The 17,642-nt window shown below is 50.0% G+C and carries 14 protein-coding genes; 12 read left to right on the top strand and 2 right to left on the bottom strand.

The features are described from left to right. The first annotated feature begins 47 nt into the window (after window positions 1-47). The gene (locus tag LN737_RS08890; protein ID WP_405518062.1) at window positions 48-1,223 is read left to right on the top strand and encodes an acyltransferase; all 1,176 of its coding nucleotides are present in this window, start codon (window positions 48-50) and stop codon (window positions 1,221-1,223) included. A 129-nt stretch (window positions 1,224-1,352) separates the two neighbouring features. Here the strand turns inward: LN737_RS08890 and LN737_RS08895 are convergent, their stop codons facing one another. Together LN737_RS08895 and LN737_RS08900 are read right to left on the bottom strand one after the other, a co-directional pair. Then, entirely contained in the window at window positions 1,353-1,793 is a 441-nt protein-coding gene (locus tag LN737_RS08895) for an Rrf2 family transcriptional regulator (protein ID WP_405518064.1), read from the bottom strand. A 184-nt stretch (window positions 1,794-1,977) separates the two neighbouring features. Continuing rightward, window positions 1,978-2,115 carry a hypothetical protein gene (locus LN737_RS08900; protein WP_405518065.1) on the bottom strand — a complete coding sequence of 46 codons (138 nt, stop codon included), beginning with the start codon at window positions 2,113-2,115 and terminating at the stop codon, window positions 1,978-1,980. 336 nt (window positions 2,116-2,451) lie between these two features. Between LN737_RS08900 and LN737_RS08905 the strand changes: the two genes are divergently transcribed. From LN737_RS08905 to LN737_RS08955, 11 genes are all read left to right on the top strand, one after another. After that, window positions 2,452-3,057 carry a sterol desaturase family protein gene (locus LN737_RS08905; RefSeq protein WP_405518067.1) on the top strand — a complete coding sequence of 202 codons (606 nt, stop codon included), beginning with the start codon at window positions 2,452-2,454 and terminating at the stop codon, window positions 3,055-3,057. Window positions 3,058-3,080: 23 nt separating this feature from the next. Further along, window positions 3,081-3,518, top strand: a complete 438-nt coding sequence (locus tag LN737_RS08910; RefSeq protein WP_405518069.1) for a sterol desaturase family protein — start codon at window positions 3,081-3,083, stop codon at window positions 3,516-3,518. A 21-nt stretch (window positions 3,519-3,539) separates the two neighbouring features. Then, window positions 3,540-4,628, top strand: a complete 1,089-nt coding sequence (locus tag LN737_RS08915) for a formylglycine-generating enzyme family protein (protein WP_405518071.1) — start codon at window positions 3,540-3,542, stop codon at window positions 4,626-4,628. A gap of 173 nt (window positions 4,629-4,801) precedes the next feature. Then, window positions 4,802-7,873 (top strand): TonB-dependent receptor, encoded by a 3,072-nt coding sequence (locus LN737_RS08920; RefSeq protein WP_405518073.1) that lies wholly within the window; start codon window positions 4,802-4,804, stop codon window positions 7,871-7,873. A gap of 25 nt (window positions 7,874-7,898) precedes the next feature. Continuing rightward, the gene (locus LN737_RS08925) at window positions 7,899-9,464 is read left to right on the top strand and encodes a RagB/SusD family nutrient uptake outer membrane protein (protein ID WP_405518074.1); all 1,566 of its coding nucleotides are present in this window, start codon (window positions 7,899-7,901) and stop codon (window positions 9,462-9,464) included. A gap of 33 nt (window positions 9,465-9,497) precedes the next feature. After that, complete coding sequence (locus LN737_RS08930) at window positions 9,498-11,813, top strand: arylsulfatase (RefSeq protein WP_405518076.1); 2,316 nt, start codon at window positions 9,498-9,500, stop codon at window positions 11,811-11,813. Window positions 11,814-11,847: 34 nt separating this feature from the next. Further along, window positions 11,848-12,249, top strand: coding sequence for a rhodanese-like domain-containing protein (locus LN737_RS08935; RefSeq protein ID WP_405518078.1), 402 nt, complete (start codon window positions 11,848-11,850; stop codon window positions 12,247-12,249). A gap of 36 nt (window positions 12,250-12,285) precedes the next feature. Next, window positions 12,286-13,956: an arylsulfatase gene (locus LN737_RS08940; RefSeq protein ID WP_405518080.1), complete on the top strand. Its 1,671-nt coding sequence runs from the start codon at window positions 12,286-12,288 to the stop codon at window positions 13,954-13,956. A gap of 54 nt (window positions 13,957-14,010) precedes the next feature. Continuing rightward, window positions 14,011-14,718, top strand: a complete 708-nt coding sequence (locus LN737_RS08945) for a thioredoxin domain-containing protein (RefSeq protein WP_405518081.1) — start codon at window positions 14,011-14,013, stop codon at window positions 14,716-14,718. Window positions 14,719-14,820: 102 nt separating this feature from the next. After that, window positions 14,821-16,221 carry a sulfatase gene (locus LN737_RS08950; RefSeq protein ID WP_405518083.1) on the top strand — a complete coding sequence of 467 codons (1,401 nt, stop codon included), beginning with the start codon at window positions 14,821-14,823 and terminating at the stop codon, window positions 16,219-16,221. A 28-nt stretch (window positions 16,222-16,249) separates the two neighbouring features. Next, entirely contained in the window at window positions 16,250-17,641 is a 1,392-nt protein-coding gene (locus LN737_RS08955) for a sulfatase (RefSeq protein ID WP_405518084.1), read from the top strand. Window position 17,642: the final 1 nt, after the last annotated feature.

A 17,642-nucleotide genomic window follows, 5' to 3' on the forward strand; every position in this document is an offset into this window, starting at 1 on the left:
CGCTACCTCCTGGTCATATCTTTTTGAGTAGTGTATGTCCTCGCATCATGAAACAACCAATCTACCTTTCTAATCTGGCGTCCATTCGGGGAGTTGCAGCTGTGTTAGTCGTTCTTGTTCATGCCCATGGCCTGCTTATGCCTCTGATAGATACAACCCAGACTTACTTCATGGCTACGGCGCATATCCTGGTGGATTTCTTTTTCGTATTAAGTGGATTTATCCTCTCGCATGTGTACGGCTCTAGTTTTCAGCATGCGTTCAGTAAGCTTACATATAAGCGATACATGCAGGCCCGTTTTGCCCGAATTTATCCGCTGCATTTGTTCACAATGATCCTGGCGCTTATCCCCATTCTGCAAATAATGACGGTAAAAACCTTGCCGGATCAGATCAAAGCCGTCTTCGATTATCGAGCTATTTTAACGTCTCTCTTACTAATACCTGCTTCGCCCTGGCACGATTTTGTACCGCCCAATGCTCCTTCCTGGTCACTGGCAACCGAGTGGTGGGTGTATTTTTTATTTCCAGTGATGGTGCCGTTCATTACCCGGTTAAACCTAGCAGGAAAGCTGAGTATGCTGGTCCTGATAATAGGTATGTACCTGTGTATCATGTATTACTTGGTTCCTACGTTTGGCATAACTTCCCGCGAGGGGGACGAGTTGACGTATACCCTGGATGTTTCAGGCGACTTCTCATTTTTGCGGTGTCTGGCTGGGTTCACACTGGGTATGCTTGTATATGAACTCTATCGGTATCAGTGGGGTAAGGCATGGATGAAATCAAGCTGGATACTTTTAATCAGTTCAATAGGTATGCTGGCGTCTATGCATCTGGGACTACATTCGATTGGCATTATACTGATTTCGGCCTTCCTTATTTTAGCGGCCTCTTACAATACGGGGTATGCGCATCGTGTATTAAACAGTAAACCCTTTCGTTACTTAGGGGATTTGTCTTACTCCATCTACATGGTTCATGCGCCACTCATTCTTACCTGTTATGCCATTGCGCTTTATATAAACCCGAACATACCCACTCAACCAGAGGTAGAAGGGACGCCTGATTACCTATTTGGCTGGTTTGTGGATGGCATCCTTGTGCTGATTACCCTCCTTCTATCGGCCCTGACGTTTCGTTTTATCGAAGTGCCCGCCCGGCAGTACCTGAACGCCCGTTTCAGTAATCCGCGAAGAGAACCGATAAACGTAGGTATGTGATACGTACTTTCAGGTGAGGCACTTGGCCTGAAGACTACAAACGTATTGATCTCGTTGCTGCTTCGCCTTCCGTATTTTCCCGTCTCGCAAAAAAAACGTAATGCTGCCAACCGATCTGGTTCAGGTCGGCTAAATAGCTAGTTCCGATGCAATCTTTCCGCTAGCGGCCAGCATTTGCAGCGTAGTATTCTCATACACGGACAGGTTCGCATCGCGAACACGTAGCATGATTGGCCGAATCGAACACGTCTCCTCGTCAGCGCAATCATCGCAGCGCACATAGAAATTCAGCGATACGCAGGGAGTAGGGGCTATCGGCCCGTCAATAATCCGGACTACCTGGGCGAGGCTGACCCGTTCGGGCTCTACCCGCAGAAGATAGCCACCCCCTTTTCCTTTCTGACTCTGTAGTATGCCATGATTGCGCAATTCCAGTAGAATAGCTTCCAGAAATTTTTTCGGAATTCGTTCCTGTGCCGAAATCGTAGCAATCAGAACCGGGCCTTTTCGGTATGCTTCTGCCAGTACTTTAAGGGCTTTAATCGCATATTTTGCTTTTTTCGAGATCATACATGATTTTAGTTAGTGCCTGAATTCGATAGAGTTTTAGGGTAGTCTTTTTATCCGATAAATTTTGTATAGTAATTTGGAAAATAAAAATTGTTGCCCTTACCTTTGAGCCAATATTAACTACTCTCTGCAAAGTAGTTGTCTTTTCAACGGTATGAAAAGCGAAGAGAGGTTTTGAAATTCGTTATGCCACTGCGATTATTTTCAATGCCTGTTCTGAGAAACGAAACGCCTGCCAGGCCGTTTGTTTCGGATCGCTGTTGTTGTCTTTAATAAAAATCCGTAAAACCGTACTGTTTAATACCCGCTGTAGATTTTTCATAGTTTACATTATTCTATATAAACTATAGATTATAATGATAAATTGTATCAAGCAACCACTCTATCAAGCAGCACTGATTTAAACACTTCATCAACAAGCCTTTATCGTTACGTCACTACCGGATTTTTATCGCTATCTGACGCTAACTATTTGAAATGGCACCCCATAAATCTGATTCGGAAACTGACCACAAACCCAATGACATTGCTCCAGGACATACTGATTTTGACGAAAAAAATAGGCGTAAGCATACTGGTCTTTCTTATGCCGCTTACCATCATCGCCGGATGGCTTCTACTCATTAAAACCCTGTTTACCAACTAGATTGAACCGAACATGGCACTCGAAACATCCTTTACTACCAAAATCACCCGTGATGCGCTTATCAGCGTTTTTTTGTACTCTCTTCCAATTTTGACCCTGCTGCTGTGGTGCCAGATTACGGGTGAAACACCCTGGAAAAATCAGCCACCGAGCGACCTTAAAACGGCTATTCCAGCGGCTTTTCAGTTTGTTGAACCAGTATTCAGAAACTTTAAAACCTGGGGCTTGCCTGTGCTTATCCTGGTGCTGGGCATTGCCGAATTTGCGCTGGGATTGTATGATAATAAATGGACCAAAAATGAGAAAACCCTCGATCTGGTCTGCTTTTTTGCGCCCAAACTATTGGTACCGCCTACCATCGCTTTTTTCAGTCTGCAGATTCTCCCGTACCTGCTTCCTGATTTTAAAAACATATTTGGCTGGGTGCCTTTCTGGAGCGGTCTGTTCATCATTGCCGTGGCCGACGATCTGACTCAGTACTGGTATCACCGGCTGCACCATCAGGTTCCGTTTATGTGGCGTTTTCACCGGACGCACCACTCGGCACCGTATATGGGTATGGCGATGGCTTCCCGGCAGAATTTCATCTATACCATTTTTTCTCGCAGACCTATTTAACGGCTACCCTTACGTATCTGGGATTGGGTTTACCGGCGCTGTTCGTAACGGTGATCAAATCGCTCATTACAACATCGGCTCACAGCAGCATCCCGTGGGATAAGCCATTTTACAAATACCGATTGCTGCATCCGATTGCCTGGGTACTGGAGCGGCTCATCTCGACCCCGGCCACGCACCATGCGCACCATGCCGACACAACTGACGATGGCATAGGCCATTACAAAGGCAATTTTGGCAACATGTTTTTCCTGTGGGACGTCATCTTCGGTACCGGCATCATCACCCGTCAGTATCCGGCTTCTTTCGGCATCAAGTTTTATAAAGAAGAGGAGTGGTATGCGCAATTCCTGTGGCCCATTTTCAAATCGAAGAAAGAAGGCAGCGAACTAGCGGCCGATGGCCCTGAAGTGGGTGATGCAGTCGAAACCTCGCCGACACCCGAACTGGCGAACGCGTAACGAATACTTGTCGTAAATGCCATGAAACTACTAATACCCGTTCTCGCTCTTGTCCTTGTCAGCTCATTCATGCAGAAGAATGTGGTGATGGATAACGTACCGGAGGCCGAGGACAGAAAATCGATTTCGCTTTGTGAAGGCCCACTGTGCAAAATTCCTTCGCGGGCAGCCGTTCTGCGTTCGGGCAGTTTGGCCAAACCGGAAAACCGCTCCGAAACTGCGGAGATGGTATTGATTCAGGGAGGGAATTTTCAGATGGGAGCCGCTGATTTTCCAGATGCCAGGCCCATTCATGGCGTAACGGTCAACAGTTTCTGGATGGACAGGCATGAGGTGACCAACGCTCAGTTTGCTGCATTTGTGAAAGCAACAGGCTACGTTACCGTGGCTGAGCGCCCATTGAATCCGGCCGATTTTCCCGGCGTACCAGCCGATAAACTGGTTCCTGGCTCGGCTGTATTTACCCCACCCACCCAGGCCGTATCGCTTCAGAACCCAGTGCAGTGGTGGCAATACGTAGCTGGAACCAACTGGCGGCATCCGTTGGGTCCAAAGAGCAGTATTGTGGGTAAAGACAGTGAGCCTGTGGTGCAGGTTTGCTATGACGATGCGGTTGCTTACGCCAGATGGGCGGGTAAACGCCTGCCAACCGAAGCCGAGTGGGAGTTTGCGGCTCGGGCAGGACGGAAAGCAGCAAAATATTACTGGGGCAACGAATTGAAACCCAGAGGAAAATGGGCCGCCAATATTTTTCAGGGCAATTTTCCAAATGCCAATACCGCCGAAGATGGTTTCCGGACAACCGCACCCGTGCAGACGTATTCCGCCAATGCGTATGGTCTGTATGATATGGAAGGTAACGTGTGGGAATGGTGCAGCGATCTGTATCGGCCCGACTATTACCAGAAGAGTCCGGTCAATAACCCGAAAGGACCCGGCAATAGCTACGATCCCGACGAACCCGGTACCATAAAACACGTACAGCGGGGCGGCTCCTTCCTGTGTAGTGATCAGTATTGCGTCCGATACCAGGCCGGCAGCCGGGGCAAGGGCGAAACAACGAGCGCAAGTAACAATCTGGGATTCAGGTGTGTACGGTCCGTTCTATAACGATAGTGGCAATTATTTTTTTTACTATTTAACCCCCAATAAATGAAAAAGCCAATCCTGTTGCAGCAGGATTGGCTGGCTGAAAACAAGGCACATGATCAGTGGCAACTGAATTGAGGCAGCCGTTGGCACGACTGTCGCAGGTCCTTATTTTATCTAACCAGTACAAAGCAATGAAAAAAAGTTTTATTTTATTACTATGGATTTGGATTCTTACCCAGCCTTCAGGTCTGTTTGCACAAGGCACGGCACCCGTCATTAATGCTACCCTCACCGGTAAGGTTGTCGATGAAAAAACAAAAGAACCCCTGATTGGGGCTACCATTCAGATAAAGGGCATTACCAACGGAGCCGCAACAGATGTCGACGGGAAGTTCACCCTGAAAACGGCCCAGACATTACCGTTTACGCTTGTTGTTACGTACGTGGGCTATAAAACACGCGAAGTCACGGCAATTTCCAATACAATCGATATTGAGCTGGAGGAAAATCTTGGTCAATTAAATGAAGTCGTTGTGGTTGGCTACGGTACGCAGAAACGTAGCGATATAACGGGCTCAATTGCCTCGGTACCTCTGGAAATAAAAAGCCAGCCTGTTGCCTCCGTCGAGCGATTGCTACAAGGGTCGGTAGCTGGTGCAATTGTTACGCAAACTTCCGGGCAACCGGGCGGTGGCGTCAGCGTACAGATACGGGGAAATAATTCGATTACGGCCGGTAGTGATCCGCTCTACGTCATTGATGGTTTCCCGATCAATAATGATTACTCGCTGAACGACGCCAGAGTAACAGACGGTTCTAAAATCAACCCGTTGTCGTCGATAAATACGTCAGATATTGAAAACATCGACGTACTGAAAGATGCCTCGGCTACAGCTATTTACGGGTCGCGCGGTGCCAATGGGGTGGTGATTATTACTACCAAAAATGGGACAAAAAATAAGTCGTCGGTCAACTACGATGCGTATTATGGCGTACAGAGCGTCATTCGTACGCTTCCGCTCCTCAACGCCCGCGAGTGGTGGCAACTGCGAAAAGATGCTGCGACCAACTCGGGCAAAACAACGACCTTGCCCAGTTCGCTGGGCTACTCGCTTGATACGTCGGGCGTAGGTACCGACTGGCAGGCGGCAGCTTTCCGGCAGGCGCCGATTCAGAATCACAACATCTCAATTCTGTCTGGTTCAGAACGGACACGGCTGGCTATATCGGGCAACTACTTCAAGCAGGACGGTATTCTCCAGAACACCGATTTTAGACGGTATTCGGCCCGAATCAACCTCATTCATGAGTACAATAAACGGCTCCTGATTACGGGCAACTTAACGGCGAGCACCATCAAGGCCAACGTAGCGCCAGCGGCCATTGTGGGTAACCTGCTGCTTACACCGCCTTCGCTGCCGATCTATAAAGACGACGGTACGTATGTGGTGAACAGCCCGTTTGAGTCGAGCTTACAAAACCCGATCAATTCGCTTTATAACCAGTTAAACGAAACCATTACCAACCGCATACTGGGCAACGTATCGGCCGAATACCAGATTGTTGATGGTCTAAGGGCCAAAGTGCTGTTTGGCACCGACATTGTCGACAACAAACAGAACCGTTACCTGCCGAGTAGTACGGCCGAAGGGCAAAATCTTCAGGGGGACGCCATTGTTGGGTCGGCCTTCACAACGAACTGGCTGAATGAAAATACGCTCAGTTACGACAGAGAGATCAACGAACGGCACAAAATCAATGCGGTTGTTGGGTTCACGGCCCAGCAATCCGACTCAAAAGGAGCGGTGGCCGAAGCGGCTGGTTTTGCTACCGATGCGTTCTCCTATAATAACCTGGGCACCGGCATTACCAACCGAACCCCCAGTTCGTTTGCCAGCAAGTGGGCGTTAGCCTCCTATCTGGGGCGGGTCAATTACGGCTACAACGACAAATACCTGGTCACCTTTACGCTACGTGCCGATGGCTCTTCCCGCTTCGGGGAGGGTAATAAATGGGGCTATTTTCCGTCGGCGGCCTTTGGCTGGAACGTGAGCAACGAGTCATTTTTTTCGCAGGTACGTAACGTGAGTGTGTTAAAGCTCCGGCTAAGTGCGGGCCTTACTGGCAACCAGAATATTCCACCGTATCAATCGCTGTCGCAGCTGGCTTATTTCCGGTATAACTTCTCGGGCTCGACCGTGTCCGGCTTTGCGCCCAATACGGTTCCGAATCCGAATCTGGGCTGGGAGAAAACGTTTCAGGTCGATGCGGGAATTGACCTGGGGCTGCTCAACAACCGAATTCAGGTTACGGCCGATTACTACTATAAAAAGACAACCGACCTGCTCTTGAGCCGTACCGTTCCTGGTACGTCGGGGCTGTCTAATTTCTACAGCGGGCAAGCCTCAACCATTTACCAGAATATCGGCGCTGTTTCGAATCAGGGCTTTGAATTGTACATCAACTCGCGCAATACGACGGGCGATCTGAAATGGAACACGATTCTGGTGTATTCGACCAACCGGAACAAAATCCTTAGCCTCGGGAATGGCGTCGATCAGATTATTCCCGACATTTCCTCGCCGTCCATCGCTAAGGTCGGGTACCCACTGGGTTCATTCATCGTCTACCAGACCGACGGCGTTATTCAGTCGGGAGAAGCTGCTTTAACCCCACAGGCTAACAAAAGTCCGGGTGGTCAGAAATACAAAGACATCAACGGCGATGGCATCATAACCCAGGCTGGCGACCGTATCGTGATTCCGAATCAGCCGGGTTTCACCGTCGGTCTGACCAATACGTTCAATTACAAAGGTTTCGATCTGTCGATCTTCTTTCAGGGCTCTATCGGTGGGAAGCTATACAATGCTAACCGGGCCAATCTCGAACTCGGCACGGGCTACACCAATGGTTCCAGAGACCTGCTCAATCGGTGGACGCCAACCAATACGAATACGAACGTAAAAGCCGCTTTTCAGGACCCTGCCATTACCATCTCCGACCGATTTATTGAGGATGCTACGTACTATCGGCTCAAGAACATTTCGTTCGGTTATACACTGCCGAAAGCACTGCTGACCAAAGCGCATCTGAAGAACCTCCGCGTGTACGTATCGGCTCAGAATGCCGCTACCTGGACGAACTATACGGGCTACGATCCGGAAGTGAGTCTGAATGGGCAATCGCTCATCAACAAAGGCATCGACAACGGCGTGTATCCCAACAACAAATCCTATCAGGTCGGGCTATCGCTCTCGCTTTAATCCGGCAAATCAACTTTTACTGACAATGAAATTACTGAACTACGCGGTAGCAGGTCTCATTACGCTGTCGCTGACTGCCTGCAACGATTTTCTCAAAGAAGCCCCTGAAGCGTTTGTTTCGGAAGACCAGTATTACAAAACCCAGGCCGACGCCATCAATGCCGTCAATGCCGTGTACTTCCTGCTCAACTCTGGCGGAAGTACGGTTCAAACGCCCTACAATACGTTGTTCAATACGGGCATGAACATGGCCGGTGACGACGAAGATCCTGGTCCGGGCGCTACGAACCCCGACGTTCGGTCGCTGGCTGTGCTGGCGCATTCTTCGACCAATCTGCGGGTATACGAACTCTGGCAGCAGCATTATGCCGCCATCAAAAAAGCGAACGTAGTGCTGGAGAAAGTACCTGCTATTGAGTTCGATGCTACGCTGAAAAATCGACTGCTGGGTGAAGCCAAATTCTTACGGGCGCTCTACTATTTCAATCTGGTACGTCTGTACGGCGACATTCCGCTGATCACGCAGTATCAGAAATTTGTGACGGCTTCCGACTACGCCATTGCTAAATCGCCATCGACGCAGGTGTACGAGCAGATTGAAAAAGACCTGACCGAAGCCGCTACCGTATTGCCTGCTTCTTACAGCGCTCCCGATGTTGGCAGAGCAACACAGGGCGCTGCCAAAGCCCTGCTGGCAAAAGTCTACCTGACGAAGGCATCGCTGCCGCTTAACATTGCGTCACACTACCAGGATGCTGTGAAAAAAGCCGAAGAGGTGTTGTCAGCCGCTGATGGGGGAACGGGTACGTTTGGGTATAACCTGTTCACCAATTACGCGGATGTGTTTTTGCCTGCTACCAAAAACGGAGTAGAGCATATCTTCTCCGCTCAGTTCAAATCGAATTCGCAGGGGCAGGGCAATAATGAAAATCCAAGGTCCATTCTGTCGTCTATCCCCGGTCTGTCGGGCAATTATGCACATATGGTACGGTACTACACCAACGGCAGCGACAAGTTTTACAACATTTATAAAATCTATAAGCCCACGGACAAACGCCGGGACGTTACGTTTGTCCGGTATTTTACCAGCCCCACCAACGGCCGGAAATACGCGCTTCCTATCGCCAATTCGGCCGTTCCTAATGACTCAACGCCCTTTTTTCATAAATGGTGGGACCCCAACTCGACCTCAGTAACGAGTGAGTCGGCCGCCAACGTACCTATTCTGCGATACGCTGAACTTCTGTTGATTCATGCGGAAGCCGAAAATGAGGCCAATGGCCCTACAGCCAAAGCGTACAAATCGATCAACAGGGTCCGGAGTCGGGCAGGTCTCCCCAACTTAACCGCTGGCCTGACGAAGGATCAGTTTCGGGATTCGCTCTACCTGGACCGGCGGCTGGAGCTGGTGTTTGAATACCAGCGCTGGTTTGATCTGATCCGTCAGAAAGATGCTTCGGGAAAAAGTACGTTCGTCGCCAATCTACAGAAAGTGGGCAAGACGAACGCTGCCGAAAAACATCGTCTGTACCCGATTCCTCAGTCGGAAATTGACAACAATTCCTTACTCACGCAAAATCCGGGATACTAACGGGGCTCATCAATTTATTTCATCGATTCTTCTATGAAAAACATTCCTCTTTCTCTCACTAAATTCTCACTGGTGGCCGGGGCTTTGCTGGTAACGGGCACTAGTGTTCGCGCGCAGTATACGCCTGTTCAGCCTTACAAAGGCGCTATTGGAAAAACAGTTGGCGAAACCCAGCAGTGGTGGCCTGAACGCAAAAAAGCACCCCAGGGTGCACCCAATATTGTCTGGATTTTACTGGACGACATAGGGTTCGGGGCCGTCAGCTCGTTTGGTGGATTAATCCAGACGCCAACACTGGATAGCCTGGCGTATAATGGATTGCGGTATACCAATTTCCATACGACATCCATCTGCGCACCAACCCGCGCGGCCCTGCTAACGGGACGTAACCACCACTCGGCCCATATGGGTCTTTTTCCGGAAAATGCCGTTGGAACACCCGGTTATGACGCCCAGATTCCGTTTGAAAAAGCAACCATTGCCGAAATTCTTAAAGAAAACGGCTACAATACGTTTGCTTTGGGCAAATGGCACATTACGCCCCTGGCCGACCTGACCCCCGCCGGACCCTTCAATCGCTGGCCAACCGGTCGTGGATTTGATCATTTCTATGGGTTTCCGTCGCGGGGGAGCACCGACCAGTGGCACACGGAATTCTGGGAAGATACCCGCCGGATTAAAGACCAGCAGAACGGCAAACATTTCAACGAAGTATTGGCCAGCAAAGCCATTGAGTACATTTCTGAACAGAAATCTGCCGACCCTGCCAAACCGTTTTTCCTGTACGTAGCCACTGGCGCGGGTCATGCACCCCATCAGGTGGCGAAGGAGTGGAGCGACAAATACAAAGGCAAATTCGATGGTGGCTGGGATCAGTACCGGGAGCAGGTGTTAGCCAATCAGATCAGGCTGGGCATTGTGCCTAAAAATACGGTGCTGCCCCCCCGTAATCCGGGTATTAAAGACTGGAATACGCTATCGGCTCCCGAAAAGAAATTGTATGCTCGCTTCATGGAAGTGTATGCCGGATTTCTGTCGTATACCGATTACGAAATCGGGCGAATTATCAACCACCTGAAGCAAACCGGGCAGCTGGACAACACACTGGTCTTCGTTTCTGTCGGCGATAATGGAGCCAGTAAAGAAGGTACGTTCGTCGGTACGGTGAATAATTTCGACCCCGCTATTTCGGATGAAGATCACCTGAAAAAGAATCTGGAAGAGATTGATCTGATCGGTACTGAATTCGCCAAAGCCAATTATCCGCTGGGTTGGGCTGCCGCCACGAACGTACCGTTTCGGCAGTGGAAAACAGATGCGAATTCAGAAGGCGGCACCCGGAATCCGCTCATTGTTTTTTACCCGAACGGAATTAAGGAAAAAGGTGGTATCCGTACGCAATATGGCCACGTAATCGACATCCTGCCAACGACAGTTGAACTGATGAAAGCCCAGGTTCCGCAGACGATCAACGGGTACAAACAGGATGCCGTAGAGGGAACAAGTCTTGCCTACAGCCTGAACGACGCTAAAGCAAAAGACCGGCACACCCAGCAGTACTACGAAATTCTGGGTTCGCGCTCGATTTACAAGGACGGCTGGAAAGCCGGTACCCTCCACGTGAAGAAGCAACCGTTCGAGCAGGATAAATGGGAGTTGTTTAACCTGAACGAAGATTTCAACGAGCTGCATGATCTGGCCGCGAGTAATCCCGGAAAGCTGAAAGAACTGCGTGCTCTGTTTGAAAGTGAAGCGGTTAAGTACAACATATACCCCCTGAAAGACGGTACGCCCCCAACCGTAGGTCCCTCGGCCTATAAAAATTTGAACCAGGTTGTTTTGTATCCCGGCATTCAAACACTAATCGACATTGCCAGCCCGCTCGCCGGGAAGCCGTCGTTCACCCTGACGGCGGACGTAACGATTCCTGATGCCGGAACCGAAGGGGTTTTGCTATCGCGGGGTGGGCGTGCCGGAGGACTGAGCTTCTTTATTCAGAACCGGAAGTTGCAGTTTGTTTACAACTTAGGCGATGGCACCAAATACGCTGTCAGCTCAAACGCGAGCGTACCATCCGGCAAGGCACAGCTGCGCGCTGAGATTACCTATAACGAACAGAAAAAAAGCGGACAGATCAGGCTGTATATCAACGGAGCCAAGGAAGGCGAAACAACGTTTGGGCGGAGCATTGCCAGTAGCTACTCACACGAAGGCGTTAATGTCGGACTGGATGATCTGACACCCGTTGCCGATACGTATAAAGTGCCGTATGCCTTTACCGGAAAAATTAACAAAGTCACGCTCGATTTCGAAGCCCCGCAGCAATCGTATCTGAACGAGAAAAAGTAAGCGAGTACGCCACGATCAAAGCTGACCATATCCCATGAACATCATCCAGAAAACAGGGCTGTTGCTGCTCACAGTTGCCTTATCGACTAATGCTTTTGCCCAGGAACGTATCGGCACACTGACTAACACGAAAAAATCACCGGAAACCATAGCGCGCGAAATTGAGGAAGGTAAGGCTTATCTGGTGGATGTGCGAACACCCGAAGAGTATAAGGAAGGCCACCTGAACCACTCGACCAACGTTGATTTTAAAGCCGATGATTTCAAGACCCGGATCAGCAGACTGGATAAGCGGAAGCCCATTTATTTGTACTGTCGGTCGGGTAATCGCAGTGGCAAAGCGGCTGATACGTTGCAGGTATTAGGCTTCTCGCAGGCTTACAACATTGGCGGCTTCGCAGACCTGAAAGCCGCGGGCTTGCCTAGTAGTCAATAACGTAATAGCGCCTGAAAATCAATTTTATACGAAGCTATGAAACGAATTATTGGCAGTTTTCTGCTTACAATGCTGATTGCGGTAAGCGGAGTTGCCCAGCAGAAATCGAAGCCCGCGTCCAGAGCCGGTGCGACGAGACCCAATATTATTCTGATAATGGTAGACGACATGGGCTATTCCGATCTGGGCATTTATGGCTCTGAGATCAGTACGCCCAACCTCGACAGGCTGGCCAAAGAGGGTATTCGGTTACGCGAATTTTACAACAATTCCATTTGTGCACCCACGCGGGCCTCACTGCTAACGGGTCAGTATCAGCACAAAGCGGGCGTTGGTTATTTCGATGTCAATCTGGGCTTACCGGCCTATCAGGGTTACCTCAATCGCGAGTCACTAACGCTGGGCGAAGTTTTCCGGTCGGGCGGATACAGTACGTTGTTGTCGGGTAAATGGCACGTTGGAAAAGATAGTCTGTCGTGGCCTAACCAGCGGGGATTCGATAAGTTCTACGGTATTCTGGGCGGTGCCGCTGATTACTTCGACGTGAAACCGCTTCCCTTCGGCAATAGTCCCTATCCGGTAGCCCTGATCAAGAACAATGTTCGGCAATACCCGAAGGATAACTCGTATTACTTCACGGATGAAATCGGCAATAACGCGGTGCAGTTTCTGGACGAGCAGAACAAGGAAAACCGCCCGTTCTTTCTGTACATCGCCTTTACGGCTCCCCACTGGCCGCTTCAGGCACTGCCCGAAGATATTGCCAAATACAAAGGCAAGTACGATCTGGGCTGGGATTCGTTACGTGTCGAGCGATTGAAGCGCCAGCGGGAAAATGGGATTCTGACTGAGAATCAAAGCATTGCTCAGCACGACCCCGAAGTGCCTTACTGGAATAAACTCACGTACGACGAAAAGCAGTTCTGGAAAGCCAAAATGGAAGTGTATGCCGCCATGGTTGACCGGATGGACCAGAACGTAGGTAAGGTGCTGAACAAGCTGAAAGAGCTCAAAAAAGACGATAACACGCTGATTGTCTTTCTGTCTGACAATGGAGCGCAGGGTGGGTTCAACAGCTACAGCCAACTGCGCCGGGGCATCGTCCGCAACACCGGCCCGGTTGGAACGGCGGGCTCATTCGACTATCAGGAGCAGAACTGGGCGTATTTGTCGAATACACCCCTGCGACAATACAAAAATAACTTCCACGAGGGCGGTTTCAGTACACCCTTTATCGCCTGGTATCCTAAACAGATCAAAGCGGGCAGTGTTGCCAAAGGCACAGGCCACCTGATCGACCTGGCTCCGACCTTCTACGATCTGGCCGGTGTTACGTATCCAGCAACGTACAACGGTGTAAAAGCGAATCCATTGGTGGGTAAAAGCCTCCTGCCTGTATTATTCGGGCAGGCCAGTGAAGTAGACCGGGGAGAGCCGATTTTCTGGGAACGTGCTGGCAACCGGGCCGTTCGGAAAGGCAAATGGAAAATTGTTTCGACCTACCCGAGCTATAAATGGGAACTCTACGACCTCGAAAAAGACCGGGGAGAGCTGACTAACCTGGCCGATGCCCAGCCCGATATCGTCAACGAATTATCGGCCGAGTACTTCCGCTGGGCCGAGAAAACGGGCGTCGTTGATTACGACAGAATTAAACCCCAGAATGACGCCATTCCCGGCCAAACGGCTGTCCGGGCAACGAATTAGCCTGAAGGCATTCCGGCCATTTTCAATACGTTCACAACTAACTCAATAGATGATATGAAAACCAGTCGCATAGTAGCTATTCTCTGTCTTGTTCTGTTTGCATCGATAATCCTGAACGCTCAGGATACACCGCCCTCATTCGACGCTTTTGAAGCCAAACTAGCCCAGGCCGGTAGTCGGGCGCAGATTCTGGATGCTCGCTCCGAGGAAGAATACATACAGAATCATTTGAAAGGTGCCATCTCATTCAGCGTAGCCAGTGAAGCTGATTTCCAGAAACAGGCCAGCCGTTTGACCAAAATAAATCCGGTCTTTATTTATTCGATTGCCAACGGACGTAGCGGCCAGCTCGCCAAAAAACTTCGGGAAGCGGGCTTCGCCGACGTAACGGAATTGCCCGGCGGACTGAGTAAGTGGATTGGCTCCGGCCGACCTGTCGTATCGACAGTGGGTAGCGGCTGGTCGCTGACGGATTATCAGGCGCAGCTTAATTCGGAGAAGCTGGTTCTGGTCGATTTCGGTTCGCGATACTGCGGCTCCTGTAAAAAGCTGGCTCCTACGGTCGATGAACTGGAAAAAGAACAGGCATCGACGATAAAGGTCATCCGGGTGGAAGCCTACGAGAATAAAGAACTGGTCAAACAGTTAGGAATTACCTCGCTGCCTACTTTGGTACTCTATAAAGGCAATAAGGAGGTCTGGAAAAAAGCGGGCGTAACGCCTAAATCGGAAATCCAGGCCAGCATTGCTGAGTCATTATAATCGTTCGCTTGAGCCCTGTTTATGAATTGAGCCATAGCCTACTCGAATCGTAAACAGGGCTACACTATACGGGCAGGCCAGTCTGCTGAATCATAGCGTATTATGTACATCAATAAAAGGAAACAAACCTGTCTGGGACTGATTTGGCTGTTGCTCAGTAGTGTAGTTGGTACGTTCGCGCAACAGATCCCGACCGCAAAACCCAATGTGATCATTATCATGGCCGATGATCTGGACAGTCGGCAATTAAGCTGCTATGGAGGTAAAAACCTGCGCACTACGCATATTGACGCACTGGCGGATGAAGGGTTGAAATTCAACCAGATATACGCATCCGAAGCGATGTGTGTTCCTACGCGGGCGTCGTTGTTTACGGGTCTATATCCCGTACGGCATGGGTCCTTTCAGAACCATAAACCCGTGTATGACAACCTCAAAAGTGTCGGGCATTATCTGGGCGATCTGGGCTATCGGGTCGGATTAACGGGTAAAGATCATAGTACCAAACCTAAAACAGTTTTTCCATTTGAAATCGTCAGGGGATTTGAGCCAAACTGCGTAGCGCCCACGGACGATTATGAACTGAATGACGTAAAGGAATACATCACCCGCAATGACAAACCGTACTGCCTGTTTGTCATGAGTATTAACCCACATACTCCCTGGACGGTAGGCGATACCACCGAATTTGATCCTGATAAACTGATGCTTCCTGCCGACTGGGTCGATACGAAAGTAACCCGTCAACAGTTTGTTAAATACCTGGCCGAGGTTCGGCGACTGGATAATCAGGTGGGCGACATCACCCGCTTGTTGAAGGAAACGGGTCAGGACAAAAACACGATTGTCATATTTCTGGGGGAGCAGGGCGCTCAGTTTCCGGGGGCAAAGTGGAATCTTTGGGATGCCAGCCAGAAAAGTTCGATGCTGGTTAAATGGCCCGGTTCTGTTAAGCCCGCATCACAAACGAATGCGCTTGTGCAATACGAAGACATAACACCGACTCTTGTGGAACTGGCGGGTGGCAAACCAATTGCGGGGCTGGATGGGAAAAGCTTTCTGCCGGTGTTATTGGGACAACGTACGGGTGTACGGCAATACGCCTATGGTATTCATAATAATATTCCCGAAGGAAATCCTTACCCGATACGTAGCATCCGCGATACGCGCTACAAACTGATTCTGAACCTCAGCCCGAATGAGGAATATTACAATCGCTTCATGATGAATGCCAAACAGAAGGACCGGAATTCAGTCTGGTTTTCCTGGACGGAGCAGGCAGCCAGCGATCCGAAAGCGAAGCAAATCACGGAGCGATTTGTGAAAAGGCCAGCGGTAGAATTTTACGATACGCAGAGCGACCCCTGGGAACTTACCAATCTGGCTGCCAATCCGGCATATCAGGACCGTATCAACCAGTACAAACAGAAGCTTCAGGAGTGGATGAAACAGCAGGGCGACGAAGGGGCTGCTATTGATACTGTATATGCTAAAAAGCCGTAAAACAGGCCGTTTTCGGGTGTATCCGATTATGCGTAAACTTACTTATAGTCTGCTTCTGGTCGGTTTGGTAGTCGGAACACTGATGGCTCAACCCCGGAAACCGAGTCGTCCCAATATCATCTTTCTGCTGACTGATGACCACCGCTGGGATGCTCTGGGTGTCATGGGCAATCCGATTATTCAAACCCCTAATCTGGATGCGCTGGCACGTACTGGCATCCTGTTTCCGAATGCTTACGTCACTACGTCGATCTGCTGCGTAAGTCGGGCCAGTCTGTTGAGCGGTCAGTATATGTCCCGGCATAAGATTCAGGATTTCGATACGCCGTTCAGCCCGGCAGCGCTGGCACAAACGTACCCGCTGCTGCTCAAAAAAGCCGGGTATAAAATTGGCTTTATCGGCAAGTACGGGGTGGGAACAAAGCACCAGCCGAGTGACGCCTTCGACTATTGGTCCTGTACACCAAAAAGTCAGCCAGACTATGAAGTGCCCGACGCGCAGGGCCGGCTCATTCATGATACGGATACGATCAGCCATGCTATTCAGAAATTTCTGAGCGAATTTGCTAATCAGGGGCCATCCAGCCAGGGTCCGTTCTGTTTGTCTGTCGGTTTTAAAGCCCCGCATGAACTGGACGGCGATCCGCCAACCTACGTAGTCCAATCACGCTTTAAAGACCTGTATGCCAACGCCAAAATTCCGCTGCCGCTAACAGCCGATCCAAAGTACTGGGACAGTTTCCCAGATTTTTTTCGAACCGATCAGAATATTGCGCGTGTTCGGTGGAAACCTTTACTCTCAACGCCCGACCGACATGCCGAAACGGTGAAGAATTATTATCGGCTGATTACGGGTGTCGACGAGGCTGTTGGTAAGCTGGTTGCTCAACTGAAATCATTGAATCTGGATCAGAACACGGTCATCGTTTTTATGGGCGATAACGGATTTTATCTGGGCGAACATGGGCTGGAAGGCAAATGGTACGGTCATGAAGAATCCATCCGGGTGCCGCTTATCATCTACGACCCCCGGTTACCCGTAGAGCTCCGAGGTAGTAAATCCACCCAAATTGCCCTGAACATCGACGTAGCGCCCACGCTTTTAGCACGGGCCGGAGTACCCATTCCGGCGGGTATGCAGGGCACAGACCTGTTACGTGATCTCAAAAATCCGACACCGGAGCGAACGGACTTTTTCTACGAACATACGTTTATGGGCAGTCCCCGAATCCCTAAGGTTGAAGGCGTTGTGGGAACGGTGTTTACATACATGAACTACATCGAGCATGGCTATGAAGAGTTGTACAATACCGTTCAGGACCCTCATGAAACGATGAATCTGGCGAAAGACACCCGGTATGCGAAGGAGTTGGAAAACATGCGAAAGCGATATGCCGCGTTGAAACGGGCTGTTCAATAAT

Origin of the sequence: Spirosoma sp. KNUC1025, assembly GCF_045160025.1 — a bacterium.
Classification (GTDB): domain Bacteria; phylum Bacteroidota; class Bacteroidia; order Cytophagales; family Spirosomataceae; genus Spirosoma.